Source organism: Pseudaestuariivita rosea (assembly GCF_017592335.1).
Lineage (GTDB): Bacteria > Pseudomonadota > Alphaproteobacteria > Rhodobacterales > Rhodobacteraceae > Parasulfitobacter > Parasulfitobacter rosea.
This window is the reverse complement of record NZ_JACNMP010000027.1, coordinates 1-21338: the sequence shown is the minus strand read 5'-3', so window position 1 is coordinate 21338 and position 21338 is coordinate 1. Positions and strand designations below refer to the sequence as shown.

The 21338-nt window shown below is 52.5% G+C and carries 22 protein-coding genes, 2 tRNA genes and 1 pseudogene; 9 read left to right on the top strand and 16 right to left on the bottom strand.

Annotated features, from left to right (window positions below; translation table 11 throughout):
• Positions 1-64: 64 nt before the first annotated feature.
• The 6 genes from H7848_RS15240 to H7848_RS15220 all read left to right on the top strand — a co-directional run bounded on the left by H7848_RS15240 (position 65) and on the right by H7848_RS15220 (position 5360).
• Positions 65-691, top strand: coding sequence for a thiamine phosphate synthase (locus tag H7848_RS15240; RefSeq protein WP_208353136.1), 627 nt, complete (start codon positions 65-67; stop codon positions 689-691).
• Positions 688-1233 (top strand): M50 family metallopeptidase, encoded by a 546-nt coding sequence (locus H7848_RS15235; protein ID WP_237072779.1) that lies wholly within the window; start codon positions 688-690, stop codon positions 1231-1233. The genes H7848_RS15240 and H7848_RS15235 overlap by 4 nt, the downstream gene beginning before the upstream one ends.
• Positions 1230-1352, top strand: coding sequence for a hypothetical protein (locus tag H7848_RS20220; protein ID WP_272874415.1), 123 nt, complete (start codon positions 1230-1232; stop codon positions 1350-1352). The genes H7848_RS15235 and H7848_RS20220 overlap by 4 nt, the downstream gene beginning before the upstream one ends.
• A 342-nt stretch (positions 1353-1694) precedes the next feature.
• Complete coding sequence (locus tag H7848_RS15230; RefSeq protein WP_208353133.1) at positions 1695-2657, top strand: ABC transporter substrate-binding protein; 963 nt, start codon at positions 1695-1697, stop codon at positions 2655-2657.
• Positions 2658-2739: 82 nt separating this feature from the next.
• Positions 2740-3777, top strand: a complete 1038-nt coding sequence (locus H7848_RS15225; RefSeq protein WP_208353131.1) for a quaternary amine ABC transporter ATP-binding protein — start codon at positions 2740-2742, stop codon at positions 3775-3777.
• Positions 3774-5360 carry an ABC transporter permease gene (locus H7848_RS15220; protein WP_237072778.1) on the top strand — a complete coding sequence of 529 codons (1587 nt, stop codon included), beginning with the start codon at positions 3774-3776 and terminating at the stop codon, positions 5358-5360. Before H7848_RS15225 ends, H7848_RS15220 begins: the two co-directional genes overlap by 4 nt.
• 42 nt (positions 5361-5402) lie before the next feature.
• On the opposite strand, the gene H7848_RS15215 is transcribed toward H7848_RS15220, so the two are convergent.
• The 4 genes from H7848_RS15215 to H7848_RS15200 all read right to left on the bottom strand — a co-directional run bounded on the left by H7848_RS15215 (position 5403) and on the right by H7848_RS15200 (position 9461).
• Positions 5403-6284, bottom strand: coding sequence for a bile acid:sodium symporter family protein (locus H7848_RS15215; RefSeq protein WP_208353129.1), 882 nt, complete (start codon positions 6282-6284; stop codon positions 5403-5405).
• A 30-nt stretch (positions 6285-6314) separates the two neighbouring features.
• Positions 6315-8036 (bottom strand): AMP-binding protein, encoded by a 1722-nt coding sequence (locus H7848_RS15210; RefSeq protein ID WP_208353127.1) that lies wholly within the window; start codon positions 8034-8036, stop codon positions 6315-6317.
• Between the two features lie 821 nt (positions 8037-8857).
• Positions 8858-9202 carry a helix-turn-helix domain-containing protein gene (locus tag H7848_RS15205; RefSeq protein ID WP_208353126.1) on the bottom strand — a complete coding sequence of 115 codons (345 nt, stop codon included), beginning with the start codon at positions 9200-9202 and terminating at the stop codon, positions 8858-8860.
• 10 nt (positions 9203-9212) lie between these two features.
• Entirely contained in the window at positions 9213-9461 is a 249-nt protein-coding gene (locus H7848_RS15200; protein ID WP_208353123.1) for a type II toxin-antitoxin system RelE family toxin, read from the bottom strand.
• Positions 9462-9734: 273 nt separating this feature from the next.
• Between H7848_RS15200 and H7848_RS15195 the strand changes: the two genes are divergently transcribed.
• A tRNA-Cys gene (locus tag H7848_RS15195) sits at positions 9735-9808 on the top strand.
• An 81-nt stretch (positions 9809-9889) separates the two neighbouring features.
• Here the strand turns inward: H7848_RS15195 and H7848_RS15190 are convergent.
• The 5 genes from H7848_RS15190 to H7848_RS15175 form a co-directional block, all read right to left on the bottom strand.
• Positions 9890-10672, bottom strand: coding sequence for a tyrosine-type recombinase/integrase (locus tag H7848_RS15190; RefSeq protein ID WP_237072777.1), 783 nt, complete (start codon positions 10670-10672; stop codon positions 9890-9892).
• Positions 10602-10925 (bottom strand): hypothetical protein, encoded by a 324-nt coding sequence (locus tag H7848_RS19925; RefSeq protein WP_237072776.1) that lies wholly within the window; start codon positions 10923-10925, stop codon positions 10602-10604. Before H7848_RS19925 ends, H7848_RS15190 begins: the two co-directional genes overlap by 71 nt.
• Complete coding sequence (locus H7848_RS15185) at positions 10919-11128, bottom strand: hypothetical protein (RefSeq protein ID WP_208353120.1); 210 nt, start codon at positions 11126-11128, stop codon at positions 10919-10921. The genes H7848_RS19925 and H7848_RS15185 overlap by 7 nt, the downstream gene beginning before the upstream one ends.
• Positions 11129-11131: 3 nt before the next feature.
• Positions 11132-11590, bottom strand: a complete 459-nt coding sequence (locus tag H7848_RS15180) for a hypothetical protein (RefSeq protein ID WP_208353116.1) — start codon at positions 11588-11590, stop codon at positions 11132-11134.
• A 568-nt stretch (positions 11591-12158) separates the two neighbouring features.
• Positions 12159-12455, bottom strand: coding sequence for a hypothetical protein (locus H7848_RS15175; protein WP_336512121.1), 297 nt, complete (start codon positions 12453-12455; stop codon positions 12159-12161).
• Between the two features lie 5 nt (positions 12456-12460).
• Between H7848_RS15175 and H7848_RS20345 the strand changes: the two genes are divergently transcribed.
• Entirely contained in the window at positions 12461-12754 is a 294-nt protein-coding gene (locus H7848_RS20345; RefSeq protein ID WP_208353111.1) for an integrase core domain-containing protein, read from the top strand.
• Positions 12755-12922: 168 nt separating this feature from the next.
• Here H7848_RS20345 and H7848_RS15165 read toward each other — a convergent pair whose 3' ends face one another.
• The 4 genes and pseudogenes from H7848_RS15165 to H7848_RS15150 form a co-directional block, all read right to left on the bottom strand.
• Positions 12923-15631 carry a calcium-binding protein gene (locus H7848_RS15165; protein WP_208353108.1) on the bottom strand — a complete coding sequence of 903 codons (2709 nt, stop codon included), beginning with the start codon at positions 15629-15631 and terminating at the stop codon, positions 12923-12925.
• Between the two features lies 1 nt (position 15632).
• Positions 15633-16478, bottom strand: a complete 846-nt coding sequence (locus H7848_RS15160; protein WP_208353105.1) for a hypothetical protein — start codon at positions 16476-16478, stop codon at positions 15633-15635.
• Between the two features lie 353 nt (positions 16479-16831).
• Positions 16832-17185: pseudogene (locus H7848_RS15155) on the bottom strand (transposase); the annotation flags it as partial.
• A gap of 1148 nt (positions 17186-18333) precedes the next feature.
• The gene (locus H7848_RS15150; protein ID WP_208353101.1) at positions 18334-18729 is read right to left on the bottom strand and encodes a helix-turn-helix domain-containing protein; all 396 of its coding nucleotides are present in this window, start codon (positions 18727-18729) and stop codon (positions 18334-18336) included.
• A 118-nt stretch (positions 18730-18847) separates the two neighbouring features.
• Between H7848_RS15150 and H7848_RS15145 the strand changes: the two genes are divergently transcribed.
• Positions 18848-18928: transfer RNA gene (locus H7848_RS15145), tRNA-Cys, on the top strand.
• 74 nt (positions 18929-19002) lie between these two features.
• On the opposite strand, the gene H7848_RS20270 is transcribed toward H7848_RS15145, so the two are convergent.
• From H7848_RS20270 to H7848_RS15130, 3 genes are read right to left on the bottom strand one after another with little or no spacing between them, the layout of a single operon-like run.
• Positions 19003-20055, bottom strand: coding sequence for a tyrosine-type recombinase/integrase (locus tag H7848_RS20270; RefSeq protein ID WP_336512119.1), 1053 nt, complete (start codon positions 20053-20055; stop codon positions 19003-19005).
• The gene (locus tag H7848_RS15135) at positions 20042-20248 is read right to left on the bottom strand and encodes a CHAP domain-containing protein (RefSeq protein ID WP_208353098.1); all 207 of its coding nucleotides are present in this window, start codon (positions 20246-20248) and stop codon (positions 20042-20044) included. Before H7848_RS15135 ends, H7848_RS20270 begins: the two co-directional genes overlap by 14 nt.
• Before the next feature lie 2 nt (positions 20249-20250).
• Positions 20251-20988 carry a hypothetical protein gene (locus H7848_RS15130; protein WP_208353096.1) on the bottom strand — a complete coding sequence of 246 codons (738 nt, stop codon included), beginning with the start codon at positions 20986-20988 and terminating at the stop codon, positions 20251-20253.
• Positions 20989-21338 lie beyond the last annotated feature (350 nt).

Genomic DNA, 21338 nt, shown 5'->3' with positions numbered 1-21338 from the left:
TCTAGGCCCCCCTTGGCTTGGACGCAAGCCCGCGATATGACAGCAAAAAAGAAAGGTTGCCCCCATGTCCGAGGCCGATCAGCATCCGCAGGTCTATTTGATCACCCCGCCCGAGTTCGAACTGTCGGTTTTTCCAAATCAACTGGCGCAGGTGCTAGACCGCAATCAGGTCGCCTGTGTCCGGCTAACCATGGCGACAACCGATGAAGACAAGATCAGCCGCGCCGCCGATGCCTGCCGCGAAGTTTGCCATGCCCGCGATATTGCCCTGGTGCTGGACACGCACATCATGATGGTCGAACGGCTTGGGCTGGATGGCGTTCATCTGAACGACGGCGCGCGGTCGGTGCGAAAAGTGCGCAAGGATCTGGGCGACGACGCGATCGTCGGGGCCTATTGCAAGGCCTCGCGGCATGACGGGATGACCGCGGCCGAGGCGGGCGCGGACTATGTGTCCTTCGGCCCGGTTGGGGAAACACCCCTGGGCGACGGCACACGGGCCGAGGCCGATCTTTTCCAATGGTGGTCCGAAATGATCGAAACGCCCGTGGTTGCCGAAGGCGCCCTAAGCCTTGATGTCATTCGGCAAATGGCGCCCATCACCGATTTTTTTGCAATTGGGCAAGAGGTTTGGCAAACCGACGAACCAGCCGACATCTTGGCCCAGATGCAGGCCGCGATGCAGGTATGAGCTTTCTGAAAGGGCACTGGCAGCTTTTGTTGACGACCGCTGTCGTGTTTTTGTTGTGGAACACTCTGCTGGCTTTTCCGCTGAAGATGTTGGTGGTGTTTTTCCATGAAATCTCTCATGGGCTGGCGGCAATTCTGACTGGCGGGCAGATCATCGAAATCACACTATCCCCGCAGCAGGGCGGAGTTGCTACAACGGCGGGCGGCAGCCGTTTTGCCATCCTGTTTGCGGGCTATATCGGGTCGCTTCTGTGCGGGGTTGCCTTGTTCATGGCGGCTCTGCGCACGCAGGCGGATACCTGGTGGATGGCGAGTGTGGGTGTGGTTTTGATCATCATCACGATCCTATACATCCGTACGCCCTTCGCGCTGGCTTTCGGTCTGATCACCGGGGCCGCGATGCTGGCCATGGCGCGCTATCTTAGCCACCAGATCAATGATCTTGTGCTGCGGATCATCGGGCTGACCAGTATGATCTATGTGCCCTATGATATTTTCAGCGATACATTGGCGCGTCCCATCTGTCATCGGACGCTTTTATGATGGCGCAGACTTTTGGTGGTACGACGATGATGTGGGGGGTATTGTGGTTGATCATCAGCCTGATCGTGATCGGGCTTTGCCTGCGCAACAGCCTGCGCAGCCCCAGCAATATTTTCTAAGCCGTCCTGAAGTTAGGCAAAGCCCGCGAATTCATCCTGTGACAAGCCCGATAATCGACAGTTTTCCGAAGCTTATTTTCAGCTTTTCAAAAATGGTAAATGCTTGTCTCGCAACGATATTTAACACGGCGCCGTTTTTTTGGATTTTTCTGCCTGAAAAATCCGCAGCTTAGGGATAACCGCCCATAAGACGCTTGTTTTTCAACAATGTTTATTGTGTAAATTCTGGGCAGAAATAAGTTCTGGTTTGGCCCAGAGCCTTTCTAAGGTCAACGGCATAGCGGTCTGATGCGGTTGATCAAAAACAAAAAAGGCCGGAAACAGGGAAAAGGATTTCAGTTTATGAAAAACCCAAAACTGCGTACTCTTCTAACATCGGCGGCAGTCTGTGTGGGAATGACGGGTATGGCCCAGGCAGCTGATCTTGTGCTGGGTGTCCCGAACTGGCCAGCAGCCAATGCGACATCGAACATCCTGAAAATCGTGATCGAAGAAAACTTTGGTCTTGAGGTTGAACTGCAAAACGGCACCAACCCGATCATTTTTGAGGCGATGGATGCCGGGTCGATGCATCTGCACCCCGAAGTCTGGTTGCCCAATCAGGTTAATCTGCACAACAAATATGTGAACGAAGAACAGTCGGTCGTGATGAACGAAAACCCTGTTCAGGCGACGCAAGGCATGTGCGTGACGACTGCAACGGCAGAAAAATACGACATCCGTTCGATCGAAGATCTGACCGATCCCGAAAAGATGGCGATCTTTGACAAAGACGGTAACGGCACGCCCGAGGTCTGGATCGGTGCCCCCGGCTGGGCGTCAACGGCGATCGAGAAAATTCGCGCCAAGTCTTATGGCTATGACCAGACGGTCGAGCTTAAGGAATATGATGGCACCGTCGCCTGGGGTGAACTGGGCAGCGCAGTGACCGCGGATGAACCTTGGATAGGCTTCTGCTACGAGCCGCATTTCATCTTCGTGGCCTATGACCTGACCTATCTGGAAGAACCCGCCCATGATCCGGCGACCTGGACCATCATCCAGCCCACGGACGACCCGGCGTGGCTGGAAAAATCCCAGGCCTCGACCGCTTGGAAAGGCGCCACATTGCACTTGCATTACGCCGCCAGCATTCGCGAAAACTTTCCCGAAGTGGCCGCCATGCTGGACAACTACAGCATGCCGCCCGAGGTACTGAGCCAAGCGGGTTATGCGCTGTCGGTTGAAGATCAGGATGTCGAGGAGTTCGCCCGCGAATGGGTCGAGGCAAATGAAGAGATCGTTCTGAGCTGGCTGACCAACTGATCTGTCTCATCCTTTAAAAACAGGTCGCCGGGCTATAGGCGCGGCGGCCAATAATCAAGAAGAATAACAGGGTAGGGCGATCATGTCTGAATGCGTTGTTGAATTGTCCAACGTCTGGAAGGTTTTCGGGGCCCGCGCCGAAGAAACCATTGCTGCGGCACAGTCGTCCAACCTGACTAAGGCAGAGGCCCTGAACGAATATGGCACCGTCATCGGCGTGCGCGACGCTAGTTTTTCCGTCAACCGGGGCGAGATTTTCTGCATCATGGGTCTTTCTGGGTCGGGTAAATCGACCCTGGTGCGGCACGTCAACCGGTTGATTGAACCATCCGCCGGCACGATCCGGGTGCTGGGGCAGGATGTGGGCGCTTTGAGTCCGCAGGCCTTGCGCGAAATGCGCACGCGCCACATCGGAATGGTCTTTCAGCACATGGCGCTGATGCCACACCGATCCGTGCGGGAAAACGTGGCCTATCCACTTGAAATTCAAAAGATACCCAAATCACGCCGCTGGGCGATTTCGGATCATACCCTGGGTCTCGTCGACCTGACGGGATACGAAGATCGCCTGCCCAAAGAGTTGTCAGGCGGCATGCAACAGCGTGTTGGCATCGCCCGCGCGCTGGCCTCGGACCCTGAAATACTGCTGATGGATGAACCCTTTTCCGCGCTTGACCCGCTGATCCGGCTGCAATTGCAGGATCAGTTCAAGTCGCTGGTCGAAAATCTGAACAAATCGACATTGTTCATAACTCATGATCTGGATGAAGCGATCCGCATCGGGCATCGCATTGCGATCATGAAAGACGGCGTTATTGTACAGATCGGCACGCCCGAACAGATCGTGACGGAACCCGCCGATGACTATGTGCGTGAATTCGTTCAGGGTATTTCGCGGTTGAAACTGGTGCGCGCCCACACGATCATGGAGCCTTTGACCAACGGCCACGCCAACCCGCCAGACGCAGCGCATCGTATTGATGGGCAAAGCGACCTGGACGCGCTGATCGATTTGTCCGTTGAGTCCGATCATCCGATCGTGGTGACGGAAAACGGTCGGGATGTCGGTGTGATCTCGAAAAAAACGCTGCTGCGCGGCATTCAAGGGGGGCGCGAATGACTGCTTCAACAACTGACATTCCGATGCAACCCGATCCGGAAAACCCGATGACGACTGCGTCAGTTTCGGATGTCAAGATCGACCGAGAGGCATTGGATCGCTCGATTTCAGAATTTGCTGGCCCAAATGCTGATTACTATGCGCGGTCATTTCATAAGATACATGATTCAACCGGGATCATCCCGCGCGTCTTCAATTGGGCGGCTGCTGTGTTTGGGCCGTTCTGGGCCGCGGCGCGGGGCATATGGGGCGTGTTCTGGGCCTTTATCATCCTTGAAATCATTGCCTTTGTTCAAATCGGCCGCGGCAGTTGGGGACAGTTGGGCGCCGATCAGATGGCCCGCGCCCAGGCGCAAGAGGCCCGCGCGCAGGAATTCCTGAACCGCGCCACTGAGGCCACCGCCGCGGGTGAAGACGGATCGCGGTTTGAGACATTGGGCAATAACCTGATGCGCGCTGCCGAACGCAGCCGTGAAACAGCCGAAGCCGCCGCAGCCGATGCCACGATGATCCTGATTTCCGGTATAGTCATGCTGGTGTTCCTGCGGGTCGTACAAGGCCTGTGGGCCAATGTCGTCTACGAAAAACAATACAGTCGCTGGCGCGTTGATCCGGCCAGCGTGCCGTCGGGGATGAAACTGCAGAACATCTTGTTGGGTGCGGCGTTGGGCTTGGTGATCATTCCACTGACGGTCTATCGTTTTACCGTCGAAGGTGTCAGCGAATGGATCACGGATTTTCCCGCGAACCCGGATCACTATTCTGATACGGCGCGCTGGCTTGAGGCAGTGATTGATAACGCCGCGACCAGTGGGTCGGGCATGTTTGATGGTATCGTCCTGATGGTGCGTCAGGTGCTGGACGCAATTTCGGTCGCGCTGATCGGCACGCCCTGGCCCGTTGTTATGGCGGTCATTGTGGTGATTGCATGGCGGTCGGCCGGGCCACGTGTCGCGATCTTTACCGCGGCAGCTTTGGCCTATATCGCGTTTCTGGGGTACTGGGAAATCGCGATGGAAACCGTTGCATTGGTTGGTGCGGCGGTGGTCCTGTGCATTGTCATGGGCATCCCGCTGGGCATCTGGTTCGGCAAATCCAGGCGCGCCTACAGCTTTGCGGAACCGGTGCTGGACCTGATGCAGACCCTGCCGGCATTTGTTTATCTGATCCCGATCATTGCGTTTTTCGGCACGGGCAATCCGCCGGGCATTCTGGCCACGATCATCTTTGGTATGCCCCCTGTGATCCGGCTGACGGCGCTGGGTATGCGGGGCGTGCCCGAGAATATTAAGGAGGCCGCAACAGCCTTTGGTGCCACGCGCTGGCAGTTGTTGAAGGACGTGGAACTGCCCCTGGCCTTGCCGTCGATCATGGCGGGGGTGAACCAGACTATCCTGATGTGCCTGTCGATGGTCGTCATCATCTCGCTGATCGGTGGCGGGGGCCTGGGTCAGGTGATCCTGGAGGCGCTGCAGTTTGCGGCCAAAGGGCCGGGCCTGTTGGGCGGTTTTGCCATTCTGTTCGTCGCGATGGTCATCGACCGGATCGTACAGGGCGCCTTCCGCCGCGCTGATCAAAAATAGTGTCAGTCATAGGTCCCGGATCACGTCCGGGACCGCGCCGACCTAAAGCAAACCATCCGGCATCTTCTGTTCCGCGGCCAGATTGGCCCGCCGGAAATAAAATGTGACAAGGGTCGAGATAATCACGATGAATAGCGAATACAGCACCGGGATCGCCATGATCGCCTGTTCCTCGGTCCCCGAAAAGGTAAAGGCCACGATAGCAACGGCCAGCGGGCCGTTCTGGATACCTGTCTCAAGCCCCACCGTGCGCGCGTTCCGGGGATGCAGACGCAGGGCGCGGGCGAACTGATATCCGATGGTGATACCGATGATACCAATCGCGATCGACGCGAAATAGACCGCCCAACTGGTGTTCATCAGAAACGTCCAGTTCCGCGGGACCCAGGAAATCATCAGAAACGCGATAAAGATCACCGCCAGAAGCGACCCCAGAAATTCAGTCACCGCGCCGACATTCGCGTTCAGCTTGCGCATCACCATGCCAATCGCCACGGGCACCAGCAGCAGAACCAGCGTGGCAATGATGTTTTCGCGGGGGATGTCGACGTTCAGCGCGCCCGCGTAGATGATCAGAACCAATGGGATCAGCAGCACTCCAAAAACCGTCGATGTCACCGTCATCAGAACCGACAGCGCCAGATTGCCCTTTGAGAAATAGGTGAAAATGTTCGATGTCGTGCCGCCCGGCATACAGGCCATGATCAGGATGCCGATTTTTATGGGCTCGGGCACCGGCAGTGTCAGAGCCAGGACAAATCCGATCAGCGGCATGAAGCCGTACTGCGACACAACACCGATCATCAGCCCATAGGGCCGTTTCAGCGCCAGAACGAAATCGCGCGGTGTCAGTGACGCCCCCATCCCCAGCATGATCACGAAAATCATCAGCGCCAGAACGGCTTGTTCAAGTGGTCCGACCATATCGATCCTTGTCCCGCATTAGGCGCCCGTTTAGGCGGCGCCTTTGATTTCTGTTTCTTCCGCACGCAGATCCTTGCGCAGGATCTTCCCGACGTTGGATTTCGGCAGATCATCGCGGAATTCCACGGTTTTCGGCACCTTGTAATTTGTCAGATGTTCCTTGCAATAGGCGCGGATGTCATCCTGGGTCAGGGCCGTATCATGGGGTACGATGAAGGCCTTGATCGCCTCGCCCGAGGCACCGTCGGGCACGCCGATCACAGCCGCTTCACTGATACCGGGGTGGGCAGCCAGGCAATCTTCGATCTCGTTCGGATAGACGTTGAAGCCTGACACAAGGATCATGTCCTTCTTGCGGTCGACAATCCGGAAATAGCCGTCCTTGTCCATCGTGGCGATATCACCGGTCAGCAGCCAGCCGTCCTGCAGGGTCTTCGCGGTTTCTTCGGGCTTTTTCCAATAGCCCTTCATGATCTGCGGCCCCATAGCGGCCAATTCGCCCGGCTCGCCCAAGGGCACCGGGTTGCCGTTTTCATCGACACAGCGCACGACGGTTGAGGGCACGGGGATACCGATGGAATTGGGCCGCGTCTTGCCCAGGGGATTGAACGTCAGCACGGGCGAGGATTCGGTCAGCCCATATCCCTCAAGCACCGGTTTTCCGGTCACCTCTTCCCACCGTTCGGCCACCGAACTTTGCAGCGCCATCCCCCCGGCCGAGGCGAATTTCAGATGTTTTGGCGGGCTGTCCTGAAACCAGATTTCGTTGGTCAAACCATTAAACAGCGTATTCACACCACTGAGCCATGTGATCTTATAATTCTCAAACGCGCGTTTCAGGTTCGACAAAGGCCGGGGATTGGGGATCAGGATGTTGCGCGCGCCCAGCCAATAAAAGCCCAGCAAATTCACCGTGAAGGCAAAGATATGATACATCGGCAGGGCGGTCAGCGCGACCTCTTTGCCTTTTTCAACACCGCTGATCAGTTCCATGGTCTGTTCCATGTTCACGATCAGGTTTTCGTGGCTGAGCATCGCGCCTTTGGACACACCCGTCGTGCCGCCGGTATATTGCAGGCAGGCGATATCACTTGGGTCAATCTCGGTGCTGTATTCTTCGACCTCAATGCTTTGGCTTGTGCGTTTCGTGCGCCCCGCCGCAATCGCATCAGGCAGACGGATATGCGGCAAATCGATGGGCGGCAGCGTCTTATCCCAGTATTTCTGGACCAGCCGAACGATGCCACGTGGCATGGCGGGCAGAAATTCGGCCACTTGTGTCACGATAATATTCGGGATCGGATGACCCTTGATCGCGCCAGGCAGCTTGTCGGCAAACATATCGACGATGATCAGCGCGTTGGGTTCCGCATCGGCGAACTGCTTTTCCATCTCTTCAGCGGTATAAAGCGGATTGACGTTGACCAGAATGCAGCCGGCTTTCAACACGGCGAAAGCCGCCACCGGAAAAGACAGCCCATTGGGCACCTGCAACGCAACCCGGTCACCTTTGGCCAGTCCTGCGATTTCGCGCAGGTAAACGGCCAGTGCGTCTGACATTTCGTCAACCTGTTCGAATGTCAGCGTGCCGTTCATTCCGTTCGGCAAACAGGTCGTGAACGCTGGTTTTCGCCCGTGTAAATGGGCCGCGGCACTGACCAGATCGCCGATGGTTCTGTAATGCGGTGTCGTGATTTCCTTGCGCACGGACGGGCCATAAAAGGCCGTCCACGGACGGTCTTCTGCTGTCATGTTTCCTCCCAATCAGCTTATCGAATTAGCTGCGATTTTTGGGATTGCAAAGCAAAAACGGCCCCGTCCCGGCAATTCCGTTGCGCCGATGCAGTTCTACATCGCGCAGATTGGAATGATCCTGAGATTTTTTGGAGCGGGCGATGAGGTCAAAAAATCCTAATTTATTTAATAATATCAATAGCTTTGTGTCCCACAAGCGCACTATAATCGCTCTAATGAAATCAATAGGTTACGATGGAGCTGCCCCACGATAATCAGCTACATTTAGACACTTGAACCATCCGACAACCAAGCTCTAGGCCGACCCATGCCACATAATTTTCAATCATTGTGTCTTTATAACTGACACACTTTTTGCAGGTATAATTCAGGCGGAAATTCAGCTCATAGCTGACAAGCTCTTGGCAAGACTGATCTTATCAGAATATATTAACTGAGTTGGTTATTTGCAGAGGACTTATTTGATGAACACGCCTGAGGCTCTGACATAACCTTATCAGTTTAAGTTCCAAAAAAATTTCTGAGATATTTAACCAGTCCATGATCGACCACGATGGCATAAACTTCAACCAGTGGGATATGGCAACCGAGCCACAGACGACACCCGGCAGCCCCAGCCTGATCATCGAAACAATCTATGGCGTTGAACCGCTGGATGATCAGTTGGGGTTGATCCGAAGAAGACCGTATCTGACGCGCTCTTTAATTCCCTCTTCGGCCAGGGGACGCGTCCTTGGGCGCAAGCGGTGCCGACACCATCAATTGCCGGTGTTATGCACAGGTCAAGATCGACTATCTAGCCGAGGTTGGAGTGGAGGTTAAGAGACCAGATCATCAATCTGCAAATCAAGGGCATCGGCCAACTTTTTCAATGTGGCCACGGAACCGGTTTTGCCCCGGTCCTCGATATCGCCGATCTGAATGCGGTTGACGCCAGAGAGTTTGGCCAACTCATTCTGACTTAGCCCGCGATGTTCGCGCCAGAGTTTCAGGAGGCTTTCGCCATCCAACATCCGGTTCACAAATTCAGCGGGAACGAATTCTTCTTCACCGCGTGCCAGTTTGGTTTTGAATTCTTCAATCGCAACAATGTCTGCCGCATCTTCTGCGATTTCTACCAACCGATCATATTCGGCACGTGGCATCGTGATCATGTCGTTCATCTGGACATCCTTAGTATACGCTGCCAAGTGGGGCGATCTTGGAGATTTCTATGATCTCACCACGGTCATTCATAATCACACGCCAATCGCCGACACGCAGCCGGATTTCGTCTTGCCCTTTCAGAGCTTTCACATTGTTAGCCTGTGACGCTGGATCAGCAGCATAGGCTTCGGTCTTGGTACGGATCAAATGAGCCATATTTGCCGGCATTTTCGCCAAGGCTTTCACTGCAGCTTTAGAGTACGCGATCCGTTTCACATCAATTATGTAGCATATAGCTACATGGTAGTAAGGGGCTACAATGTCAAAAACCGTCACCGCGTAGTTGGATGACTTCGTGAGCGGGAAATCTACTTACGAAACGGCTTCAAACTCTTCAGACAAATCAAGCCACTTCTAAGACACGCGCTATGAAGACGCAAATCGCACGCGAACAAAACAAAAACAAAACATAAATGAGTAGAGCGTTGGTAGAGATTGTAGTTGACGAAAATCTAGCGTTTAATTAGACGCTAGATTTCACACCACAAAGGCGAGTTGGCGGAGTGGTGACGCAGCGGATTGCAAATCCGTGTACACCGGTTCGATTCCGGTACTCGCCTCCAATGATTTCAATGGGTTACAGTTTTTGTTGATCATAGGGTATCACCTTGGGTATCAGTTTCTTGTTCTGTGCTTGTTCTGTTCTAAAGCTTTTCCCATAACCTCCTTTTCTCTGCCGCGGATGTCGCACGCATGATTTGTCGTGCCAGATCGGCGTATTGAATGACCATTTCTTTTGTTGTGTGGCCGCTGTAACTCATGATCTCGTCATCGGTGCATCCAGCCCATGCTAACTCCATGACGCCACGATAACGCATTGCGTGTTGATCGTACGCCATCAGACCGAGGCGCTTGCGTTCACGCGTCATCACGCGCGCCATAGCGAAATAGTCCATAGGTGATCCATCAGACCGCGTTAGAATGTGCCGTGATGGATGCGGTTCAAACCCAAGACTGGCCCTATGACGATCAAGGGCAGCTTTGAGTTTTGGTGTGCACGGCAGTTTAAGATCAATCTTCGTTTTATTCTGGCGAAGTTGTAGGTTGTATCCGTCATAATCGCCCCATTGAAACTCTACCCAGTCACCGGGGCGTTGAACGCTGCCAACGCCGATCTCAAAAATCAGCAATGGCTCTTCTTCTCCTTCACTCCGAATTTTTGTCACGGCCCAATCGGTCCACGGAATATGCGGTTTCTTACGCTCTTCAGGAACTTTGAGAGGCTCAAGGCCAATGAACGGGTTGTCGTTGCGCCAACGCTTACGGATGGCCCGTTTCGACAACATGCTCAGCGCGGTTGGAATGTAGTTGGCAAATCGAACACGATGGCTATTGGCTTCCATTGCGTCATAGGCATCAGCGACCGTCAGATGACGAACATCTTTTTTTTCCGATCTTTGCTTCAAGATATTCGAAGACTGGCTCAAGATCGCGCCGATAGCGTGGTGATTTTCTTTCCCAGAATTCGGTTGCGCGCAGATCTTTGATCAGTTCGGACCATGAATGCTTTGCCTGGGCTTTCTTGCCGCTCACGATCTCCCAGTACTGGGTATCAAAGTCTTCCGTGCCTTCCTCGGCCGTGATTCTGCCAAGGTAGCTCATCTTTCCGTCGATCTGCTTGCGCACATACCAACGCCCTGACGAGTGCTGCCAGAGGAATTTCTTACGATGCTTTACCATTCGATAATCCCCGGTTCATTTGCCATGTTTCCACTTGCGATGGCACGCAATTGCTCCACATCCCAGCGATCCAAACCACCAATATTCACAGGTTTGGGGAGCACGCCCTCGTCAACCAAGGCAAGAAACTGCGAAGGCTTCATATCAAGAAGCTTTGCAGCGCTGCGCTCACTGGCCAGGATGATGGGGACGACGACAGGCATGTGTTAGTCTTCTTCACCCAGGACTTGGGCTTCTTCGGCCATGCCTTGGCGAACAACTTTTAGTATGTGTTCGAGATCGAAAGACATCGTTGCTGCGAGCGCCCGATTTCTTTCATTTCCAAAGTAAGGTGGCTCATCTTTGTTGCACGGCACACCGTCGTCATTGAACCCATTGATCGGAAAATCAACGCGCGAGCGATCTGTGGTCGTGGGAGCGCGTAGCGCTTGGATGATACCACCTGCATACATAGCAGCTGTTTTTTTCGTGAAGCCGCGATCGCCAAAAATATCCATTAAGTGACGATAAATCAAAAGCCCAGCAATATCGGCTTCATCAAAGACGCGAGAGACCCCAGAACGTGTTTTCGGTGCGTGTGGATAGTCACCCGAGGCAACATCTTCATTAAAGCGTTGCGGATCAATTCGCGCAATCCGGCACGCTGCTTTGGTACGAAACTTCATATTGAAAGATTCCTCGCTATTGGTAATTGCAATAATACAATTACAGGCCGGCAGTTGGAACTGTCAATAGGTTCTGTTTGTTCTTAAAGCGAAACAGTAAGGCGAAATTCTATACAGGTCTTACATTCGGAGGTTTTGTGAAGATTGAAACACTCAAACAGCAGGCCGTAATTTCAATTTGCCTGTCCGCCCCTTGACCAGATGATGCTCGGAGACTTCTTCAAATATGTCGGCTCAATAGGCGCATATCTTATGAAAATGGTAGGTTTCTCAGACCGGTCACTAGGGCAAAGCGCAGCCGACTCAACGAGAGAGCCTACGGCAGAAACTGAACAAGGCAGGTGTCTAGGAAACTAAGGGCACCTCAGTTGCTATATGTGTACTCAGCGTTGTGAACGCCGCACCTTCCAAAGCATCACGTGCCGTCGTTCAGAGTAAGATCCGGCCATTCGTTCAGGGTGTTTGTCAAAAGACGGATCAGCAGATTTGGGCGGTAATTTAACACCGCCTTTGACGAACGACAAATTTCGATATTCAGAACGTGTTTGATGTAGAGGTTAGTACGTATTCAGTCGAAGTTGACCCCCAATTGCGTCTCAAGCGTTTCCAAAATCCTGGTCGGATCGCTTTTCCACTCCCGCATCGTAACGGTCACAGCGCGCCACCCAAAAGCCTCAAGCAGAATGGCGCGTTCGGTCAGAACTTCTAAAGTGGCATGGCTGGCATAGGTCTCTTTGCTATCAATCAGGATCGCCAGTTTAAAGTCTGGGTCATCCGCGCGGCGCGCAGCTACGTCGATACAAAAGCGCGACATGCCGTGATTGACTACGGCAACAAATCCGCGCTGTTGCAAGGCGGCGGCAATCTGTTTTGCAGCTGCGTTCGCCAGCGTTTCGCTTTGATCTGCACCGCCCGATACTGCCTTACCTCAACGAAAATTTGTTCGGCAACCTCGCGGAGGCACGCCGGATCATCGAAACATGGAGGATCTACTACAACATCAACAGACCACACACGTCTTTGGCGGGACAGACACCAACCGAGTTCGCCCAAAGGCTACGTTCCACTCGACCGGCTTCGCTTGAGCTCCGCAATGGCTCCACTCAGCCGGTCTTGACCGCAACCCAATCAACAGAAAGAAACGGCAACAGTTCCTACACCTGAGCGGCCCTGATCAGGGGGCTGGGTCAAGTGGAAGTTCGTCAGCGTGTGTCTGAGACGGCGATTGCGGCTAAGTAGGCCCCCGCCACCTGGCAAGGGCCGAACAAGGGCTGCGCCTCTGTTTATTGTGGGCTGCGCGCCCTCCAACCCAAGACAGGCAATGCATAGTAGCTATGTAAACACAAATTGCTCCAAGTCTTCTGACAGCATGTCCGTTGCTAACCGATATGCACCAGAATTCAGGTCATGCTCATCTACTAGATCATTTTGATCCAGGATGGCGGATGGTGATATGAATTCAAGTTCAAATTCATCCCCATCTGGCCCAGCAACTGGAGTGTCAAAAATGAACTCATCAACTTGCAAAGCCAACGGCAAGTCATTCGGTACTGATCTGTTTTGTTGTGGTGCAGCACCGCCTGTTAAAGATATTCCCAGATACTCTGGCGCACTCATGTCAAAGTCCCAAATTGAGATTGTATTCAACCCTCCATCAGGGGTTTCGATTGCAACGATGCAGAGCGTTGTAGACCGCGTCATTCCAAAGGGGTCAATGTAGCTGGTTTCTGCGACGCAATAAAACTCAGAGTTTGGCCCTTGGAAGTACATGAAATCATCTGGGCTCAAACCAGCTCCAGGGAGAGACAGACGCGGCGCGTTGGCTGGTGAAATTGCTGTACCGCCTGTTAATGTGATGCCCTCAAAGATGACTTCGCCGTCGCCAAATGATTGGCCTTCAGGTGCGAATTCGACGTCATAAATCTGATCTCCCCGAACGGCATGATATGTATCGAAGCCGGCACCACCATAAAGGATATCGACGGTATCAGCGGCATAGTCCGCTTCTGTCGGTGTCATCTCACGGAAATCGATACCACCAATCATAACATCGTCACCCTCATCGCCGGACAAAAGATCGAACCCATCCAAGCCGATGATCGTGTCGTTTCCGCCAAAACCTTCGATCGTGTTTTGATCAGCTGACCCCTGTATCGTATCGGTCCCATTTGTGGCTCGAAGATTTGCAAACCCACTGATATCGACGCGTTGTCCGTTGATCTCAAAAAAACCAGTGTTTGGGTTTTCAGCCGTTTCATCTTCCAGGATAAAGGTGCCACCAAGTCCTGCAGGTTGGGCTGAGACATCGATGTCATTGGTATATAGATAGTCACCCATACCAAGACCATCGATTGTAAGACCCGGCGTTGTCGGCATTTGTGACAGACTGACAAAATCAAGACCATCAGACAACGAGATCAGCTCTGTGTTGCTGACGATGTATCCGAACCCGTCACTGACAAACGCATCCTGAATAACAAAAAGGTCTGTACCGCCATTATCCAGACCCAGCATGAACAAGCCCTGCGTCGGTATCTCGAAGGATATACTATCGATGTCTTCGCCATTTGTATCAGTACTGCCATCAAATATAATAATCCCAGCTTGCTGCACGGTGACAATATCACTACCGCCCAACCCCAGGATCTCACTGCGCTGGCCGCCAACAAGAAACGTGTCGTCATTGTTTGTGCCAATCGCGTTTTCAATATTAACTATTGTCAGAATTTCCCTTTGAGATGCACCAGCCCTGATACTGCCTCCCGAAACAGTATTTGGTATTAAGTCCACAGTGACTTGATTTGCAGCCAATCCCGAGAGGTCAATCGTGTCACCCACAATTGCATTTGCATCAGTGGGTTGCTCACCGCCAATTGCGACAAATGAGCCATCCAAATGCTGCGGCAGCTCACCACTAGCGTTTAGATCACCACCAAGAACAAACGTGTCATCAAAACTACTGCCAACGACAATTGGAGTATCCATAATTGTATCTACGGAACCGAGGCCATCATCTACAAGATAAGCCTGTCGCCCCCAAATCTCTTGAAGTTGTTCAGTGTTAGTATCAGTCCAGATCACCGTGATACCCTGCTGTCGTCCAATATTTCCTTCTGCTGTTAGACTGTAGCTGGCTTCGTCGCGTCCGCTGCAGCCATTCAAAACATCGGCGCCTCGACCACCAACCAGCACGTCAATTCCGATGTCTCCATAGATGCGGTCATTGCCGTTTCCGCCGATCAGAGCATCATTTCCACTAAAGCCCATGATCACGTCACTGCCACTAGTCCCGGTAATCTCATCATTTGATGCGTCTCCTGCAATCATCTGACCTGCACCTTGTATCGAAACATCGTAAGGGCTGGGTGGGCCACTAGGTCCTGGCAAGGCAGCGCCAAATCCGGCGAATTGTAGCTCTGTCAGATACTCTCCGTAACCTTTGACATAGTCGACAAAATTAGCATCTAATCCAGCGTCAATCAAAAACTGCCGCGGTTCATCTATGACTATCAAAGGATCCGTAAATGGCGGATTTTCAAGACCATCAAGATATTCCTGAATGAATTCAATTCGGCGTGCAGCGATTTCTAAATATGTTTCCCCAGGACCGGCGCCCACGAGCGCGTCCCATGCAGATTGGCGTTCACTAGCTGTTGAAAAGCTCTGGAGATAATAATTCGGCGTCCAAGCGTTTGCTGATACACCAGATACACTTCCAAAAACCAGTTCGTGATAGCGCTGGATATCATCTATGCTTGCATTACCATTATTTGACTGCCTAACTGCATTGTCAGCTTGCATTAGCTGAAGTCCAATCAGTGCCAACTGATTATTAGATATGCTTCCAACTTCATCTTCCGCAGTATTTTCAAGAAAGTTATTAGCCGCTTGACCCGCCAGTGTATTGTTTAGAACAACCCCCAAGGCAAGCTCGCCGTAAGCATCCCCAAACCTTTCTAAGGCTTCATAGTAGGCGATACGATCACCCGCTTGCGCGTGGAAGTTAAGAATAGCCAGTTGGTCTTGTGTCAAGGTCGCCATATCAAGTCTCCTCTATCTCAAGTACGGCGCAGGTTAGAAACTCCTCGACGCGCGCCTTGTGAGCGTGCCAATTCGGTAGTTCAGAAAGGCGATAGTCGAGTTGGACTGTCATGGTTTTGAACTCGAAAGTCTGGCTGCACATCGGGTTTAACGCGCGACCATTCATAGTGCAGCTGAACGCATTCAGTATGGCGCCGTTTGAATCCAGATCAACGAATGTATTTTTGTTGTTGAAGGTATTTGGATGATCGATTTGCTTCAGTCTGTGGGGGCCATCAATCAGGTCGTAATCTACAAGTTCGACACGTTTAGTATCTTGTGGACGACCTAGCCTAATCAGTTTACCGAAATTTTCCGGCATCAACACTTCAAGACCATTTCCAACAGCTGCTTCTACTTGCAAACGAGCAATTTCGTCTAACGAAACCAAATCGTTGATCACAAAAGTGATCCAATTCCAGTTACCTTGTTTGTTTCGATGCGACGTCTCCGGACGCGTGACAGGAGTGAAATCTCTTATATCCACTCGGAAGAGCTGGGCTGTGTGTTCAGTCTCATGAACCCAATCCCAACGATCTTCCAAGTAAACTTTCGGGACACGCATCTGAATACGCTTGTCTTCCATATTCAGAACTAAGTTGAATACTACGAACTCCTGCTCTGTTTCAAAAAGAGCACAAGCGTCCACATCTTCATCAATGGCAGTCGGTGGGTCGTGCCGCTCTGGAAAAGTATAGAGTCCGTCAGCTGCAACATCTTCTGCCACTGCATTTGATGGTACATAGCTTAAAGCCATTGCGATTAGGCAAAAGACACCGAAGCTGTGCCGAAACTGTTCATTTCTCATAAGGGCATCACTTAAGTTATTTTGAACTTTGGGATATTTTGATAGTATTAGTAATCCTTAGGTTGATTTGGCTGTCAATCAACAAAATGCCAAACCGGCAAAGCACCGCTTAATAGAAAGCATTCTAATCGCCTTGGATATGATGGTCACCGTGTAGCCTAGCTTTATCTCGTTTGGTGCCGCTCCAGGTGTTCGTTTAGTCCGCGTTCTCAGCGATGCACTCCAGGTTGTGATCTGGCCTGATATAACCCAATGGCCTTTGTGAACGTCCGGATCGGTCATTCAGTGTAGCGTGTAAGCTCTATTGAATGCATAACGGCCGCACATTGAGTGGGTAAGCTCTCCACTCCTACACTCTCACGGAAGCGACCGTGACGGTTCTTGGAAAAGCTTGAATGGTCCGGGATGCGGTCCGAAAGATCAAGGCGGCAAAACCAGCGATAGGCGAGGTCCCGATGCACCTCCTCGCAAAGCCGCCGCTCAGACCGGATGCCAAAGCAATACCCCACCAGCAGCATCCGGATCAGCAGTTCGGGATCGATAGATGGGCGACCGGTGTGGCTATAGAAATCCGCCATGTACGCGCGGACGCTGGTCAGATCAACAAACCGATCAATCGACCGCACCAGATGGTCATGGGGAACGTGATCCTCTAGCGAGAACTCGTAGAACAAAGCCGCCTGCGCCTCTTGCCTTGGTCCCATCATCGCCAATCCTCCCGCTCGATAAGAGAATTGAATCAGCCTATAAGTCGTCGATCAAGCCAGAGTTTTTCAACAAAATCAGCCCAAAGACGGATTGTAGATGTTCTATTTTGAGCTGACCCACCGTTACATAGTCTCGTTTTAATATGATAATACCAAACAGTAGTTTTTTTAGATTGCTTTGATGGCGGTTTGAAATGCCAATCTCCGTTGCCAGCTTCGACTGCCTTAAACCGCATCTTGAAACAGTGTTTATAAGTCATACCCCCCTCCTAAAACGGCGCGCGCAAAAATCTGATTATCCCCGCTGGTCGCCGACGACAGGCAACTGAACATTTTATACCCCCCCGGGCTTTTCTCAATGCGTGCTGGCCATTTGGAACACTCCTACGCGCGGTTGCTGCCATGCAACTAGAATTCCGACCCCACCGCTGGTAGCTCTAAAATACAATGAATTATTGCACCATTTTTGAGCTTTGCCATGCCGACTGAATTGACGTTGTGGCGCGACCTCGAGCCATAGCAGACCGCAGTTTGATGTTTGGTGAGACGTTGGGCCAAGAATATAATGCGGCTGCAGAAGGCATTTAGCAAGGGTAGGGGCGTTGGACAAATCCCAGTGCATTGTAAGTTTCCCTTTGCGCAGAAAAATCTCTGACTGCGATAGCACGTGGGTCTAGCGCCCAGAACTTCGAAGTTTTCAACCCGCCCCCGGTGATGAGATGTGTGGCGACATCGGCAAGACTCTGATCTGTGCGCATTTGGTCTCTCAGGCAAACAAGAACACAAGCACTCGTCACTCCCAATGTTTGCCTTTTAGCGGCACATGCAACTTGCATCTTGGTTTTGCATTCACCACTCCCTTTGTCATGCGACAGCGCCTTTTCTCTCGGCCTGCCGATCAACTGCCCAGGTCAAGAACTTCTGAGTCTTTCTCAATGCTATGTCGTGCTCATCACTTGGGTTCGGGGGCATGGGGGAGGGCATGCCCCATCCATCGCTCGTTCTCACTCCAAGCTCGCGGACCGTCGGCCATCCGTGCTTGCTAAGCCATTTGTCCCATTCTTCTTCGCGAATGGAGCCAGTGGGGATGACTGTAACGTGATCTACGGGGCAAGAGGGCGGATGGTTTGCGCGCGCGTTTTGGTTCTTTACTTGGTTCCTTCCTTTATATGGGGGAGCACAGATTTGACCCGCGTACTGCCCCGTATCACGGGTCGTTTTTGACCCGCGTCCCGCCGTTTGTTTGTGTTGAAGCCGACGACTGTCCCTGGGCTGAGAAAGCTATATTGAACCGTGCGATTGCGACCTGTTGCTTCAGTTCTGGCCAGCCAACCTGCCTTGACCAAATCAGATATCGCACGCTTTATGGTGCCTTCTGAGACACCCAAATGCCGCGCTAAAGTCTCACGTGAGGGATTGCATTGACCGGTCTGACCGTTGGCATAGTCCAGCGCCAAGACCTGCCCCAACATCCGCGCCGTCATGCTCAACTCGGTCGCAGCACGAATGGCCTGCGCCCATTCCTGACGCCAGGACGCGCTCATAGTTCTGCTCCACAATGCCGTGCCATACGCGCATACGTGGCTGAAATTTTCGTAAGGGTCAGATTTACCCTGGTATCAGTTTCACCATCTGTTCTGGCTTTGTCGTGATACTTTTTAGGGCTTAATACTTTGAATTCGTTGAGAAAGCGATTGGATTGCAAATCCGTGTACACCGGTTCGATTCCGGTACTCGCCTCCATTTAATTTCAAGCACTTAGCTCATCTCCGCGATTGCGCGAACAGCGCGGTTTACAAGAGCGTTTACAGTTTTGTTCACTGTACATACCCTTTTGCTTCTGCGAGTTTGATCAGTACAGCATCGGTTTCACTTGGCGAAACATGCGCATAGTGCTCGATTACGTTTGCTGCGTAGCGCGCAGACCAACCCATGTGGTTGGCGATTTCCGCAAGAGAAAGGCCGGCATTTAACAATCGCGTTGCTGCTGTACTACGCGCATCATAAAGTCGTAACTCATCGGATAGCTTGGCTTTGTCACGCCACTGCCGAACACCCTCGGAAGCTCGATGGGGCGTCAAGGGATTGCCACTGGCGTTTGTCAGGATCAGCAACCTTCCAGGCGGAGTTGTGTCTATTGCCTGAGCTAATGCGGGTGTGATCGGTATATAAGCCAGTCGCTTGCGCTTGTTTGTCCTGACACGCAAGCGACGACCACGCGGCGTGTTTTCAACATGTGCAGGTGTAAGCTTGATCAGGTCAGCGGGGCGTAAGCCGGTTTCGCAGGCGGCGCAGAGAAGGCGTTGCACCCATTCAGGTGCAATCAGGTTAAAGGCTTCGCGATCAGCCGACGTCCAGACTATTTCTGAGCGATCCATCTCATAGAGCCGGTGGAGCTTGTGGCAATGGTGTTCGGCCAATTTGCCTTCCTCCACCGCCCAATTGAGGATGCGAACAGCATGTGTCCCGGCCATATCATGCTGCTTGGGCGAATGCTTCCAGAGTGACCGCCATTCGTTTACCTCGCCCCGCGCACCACGATCTTCAAAAATTATGGCAGGCGCATCCTTAAAGTGGTCTGCAAACCTCAGTCCCCACTTTCGAATGTCTGCCTGCGATCGTTCACTTTTTAGCATAGCAGTGCTGGACAGAAAGTCATTGACCATTTGTGGTGTCATGTAGTCGGCTGGTTTCGGACGTGCCACAGCGTCTGCGAAGGCAACAAAGAATTCCGGATCGCTCGGCCTGCGCTGTTCATCCTCCCAGAACTTTGGTCCTCCACGCCATGCGTAGAAATGGAAACGGCTCTTACCGTTCGATAGCTTACGTCGGACACGATGCACACCTCTGGGTAGATCAGATTTTGGCACGGCCTGCCCTCCACTTTTCGAGCACCGTCATATCCGGCTTTGGGATATTGCCGCTCACTGCAGCTGTAATCAGAAAACGCTTGCCATCTTCTGTTTCCACGACAATTGACACGTGATCATAGCCCGCCGCTTTTGCAGCCTCAAACGCAGGCGTCAGATCAGATTTGCGAATTGCGGCAGGGCGGCGCTCCATTGTCATGCCTCCCCCAGATCACGGTCGAACCACAGACCTTTTTCTGGCGTAGAGTCACCGTCGGGAGGCTGCAGAATGCTCCCTTCCTTGGCCTCTTTCTGCATGGTCTCCCACGAAACCTTGTCCTGCCATTCGAGGTAGAACGGCAGGGCGCATTTAGTGAGGGCAATTGGAGCGACACCACGGGATATAAAAATGCCGCCGTGCGCGCGGCGGTCTTCAAGCGCCATGTCTTTGGGGCGGTCGCGGGTGGCAAAGTACAGACCCGCACGCTCGCGCTCGTCATGGATATACTTCCCATCCACCAGAGGCGAGTGCTCGATGGTGGCGATCCGTTGGTTCTCTTGCAACTCAAGGTACGGTGCGCATTCGAACGGCCCGCCGCCCTCAACTCCCTCGGGGAACATGTTCGTGGTAAACATGTGTAGCAGGACAGATTCCAGAGTTGCACCGTCATGGACACCAAGTGAAGCAGGATGGGGACCTTTAGAGCTATCAGGCTGATATTTCATTCCAGAAAAACGCTTATATAGTCTAACTGAATGTGCTGCCGTACCAGTCGCTAACAAAGCAATTGTAAGGCGTACTGCATCTCTCGGATGCATGTGCGGCGCGTTCACCCCCCGTGCTCCAGAGGTGATCAGTCCAGCTTCCTTCATAAACCGAGCATAAAGCTTTACGGTCTTTTCCTCGAGCTTGTATGCATCTGCTACAATTTGTATAAAAGCATTGGATTTCATGCTTAATGAATAATCTACAATAAGGCAGTAGGTCAAGCCTTAGTGTGGAAAGTTCAGTTAGAGAGATGCGGAGGGGCGCAGCGGCAGCGTTACTTTGCTGTTGGCCATGTCGCACTCAACCAGATCGTGCGCCGGTAGTCCTCAAGGACCGGCCATGATAATCGAAGTGTATCACGATTGCGGATCGTGAAGAACTGGTTGACATGTCTGACTTCAGCACCTACCGGTTAGATTTAGGGGTTTGCGCAAGGGAGGATTTCTGGTTCATCGAAGCCATTATGGAGCGAAGATGAACAAGAAGTCCGGGACATCGAAGGATGCCGCTGACAAGTTGGTCAGGGGGATCAAGC

Excerpts from the sequence above, each read along its gene's own strand:
- H7848_RS15240 (WP_208353136.1), top strand. The coding sequence starts at position 65 with ATGTCCGAGGCCGATCAGCATCCGCAGGTCTATTTGATCACCCCGCCC.
- H7848_RS15235 (WP_237072779.1), top strand. The coding sequence starts at position 688 with ATGAGCTTTCTGAAAGGGCACTGGCAGCTTTTGTTGACGACCGCTGTC.
- H7848_RS20220 (WP_272874415.1), top strand. The coding sequence starts at position 1,230 with ATGATGGCGCAGACTTTTGGTGGTACGACGATGATGTGGGGGGTATTG.
- H7848_RS15230 (WP_208353133.1), top strand. The coding sequence starts at position 1,695 with ATGAAAAACCCAAAACTGCGTACTCTTCTAACATCGGCGGCAGTCTGT.
- H7848_RS15225 (WP_208353131.1), top strand. The coding sequence starts at position 2,740 with ATGTCTGAATGCGTTGTTGAATTGTCCAACGTCTGGAAGGTTTTCGGG.
- H7848_RS15220 (WP_237072778.1), top strand. The coding sequence starts at position 3,774 with ATGACTGCTTCAACAACTGACATTCCGATGCAACCCGATCCGGAAAAC.
- H7848_RS15215 (WP_208353129.1), bottom strand. The coding sequence starts at position 6,284 with ATGGTCGGACCACTTGAACAAGCCGTTCTGGCGCTGATGATTTTCGTG.
- H7848_RS15210 (WP_208353127.1), bottom strand. The coding sequence starts at position 8,036 with ATGACAGCAGAAGACCGTCCGTGGACGGCCTTTTATGGCCCGTCCGTG.
- H7848_RS15205 (WP_208353126.1), bottom strand. The coding sequence starts at position 9,202 with ATGAACGACATGATCACGATGCCACGTGCCGAATATGATCGGTTGGTA.
- H7848_RS19925 (WP_237072776.1), bottom strand. The coding sequence starts at position 10,925 with ATGGTAAAGCATCGTAAGAAATTCCTCTGGCAGCACTCGTCAGGGCGT.
- H7848_RS15185 (WP_208353120.1), bottom strand. The coding sequence starts at position 11,128 with ATGCCTGTCGTCGTCCCCATCATCCTGGCCAGTGAGCGCAGCGCTGCA.
- H7848_RS15180 (WP_208353116.1), bottom strand. The coding sequence starts at position 11,590 with ATGAAGTTTCGTACCAAAGCAGCGTGCCGGATTGCGCGAATTGATCCG.
- H7848_RS15165 (WP_208353108.1), bottom strand. The coding sequence starts at position 15,631 with ATGGCGACCTTGACACAAGACCAACTGGCTATTCTTAACTTCCACGCG.
- H7848_RS15160 (WP_208353105.1), bottom strand. The coding sequence starts at position 16,478 with ATGAGAAATGAACAGTTTCGGCACAGCTTCGGTGTCTTTTGCCTAATC.
- H7848_RS15150 (WP_208353101.1), bottom strand. The coding sequence starts at position 18,729 with ATGAGCGCGTCCTGGCGTCAGGAATGGGCGCAGGCCATTCGTGCTGCG.
- H7848_RS15135 (WP_208353098.1), bottom strand. The coding sequence starts at position 20,248 with ATGGAGCGCCGCCCTGCCGCAATTCGCAAATCTGATCTGACGCCTGCG.
- H7848_RS15130 (WP_208353096.1), bottom strand. The coding sequence starts at position 20,988 with ATGAAATCCAATGCTTTTATACAAATTGTAGCAGATGCATACAAGCTC.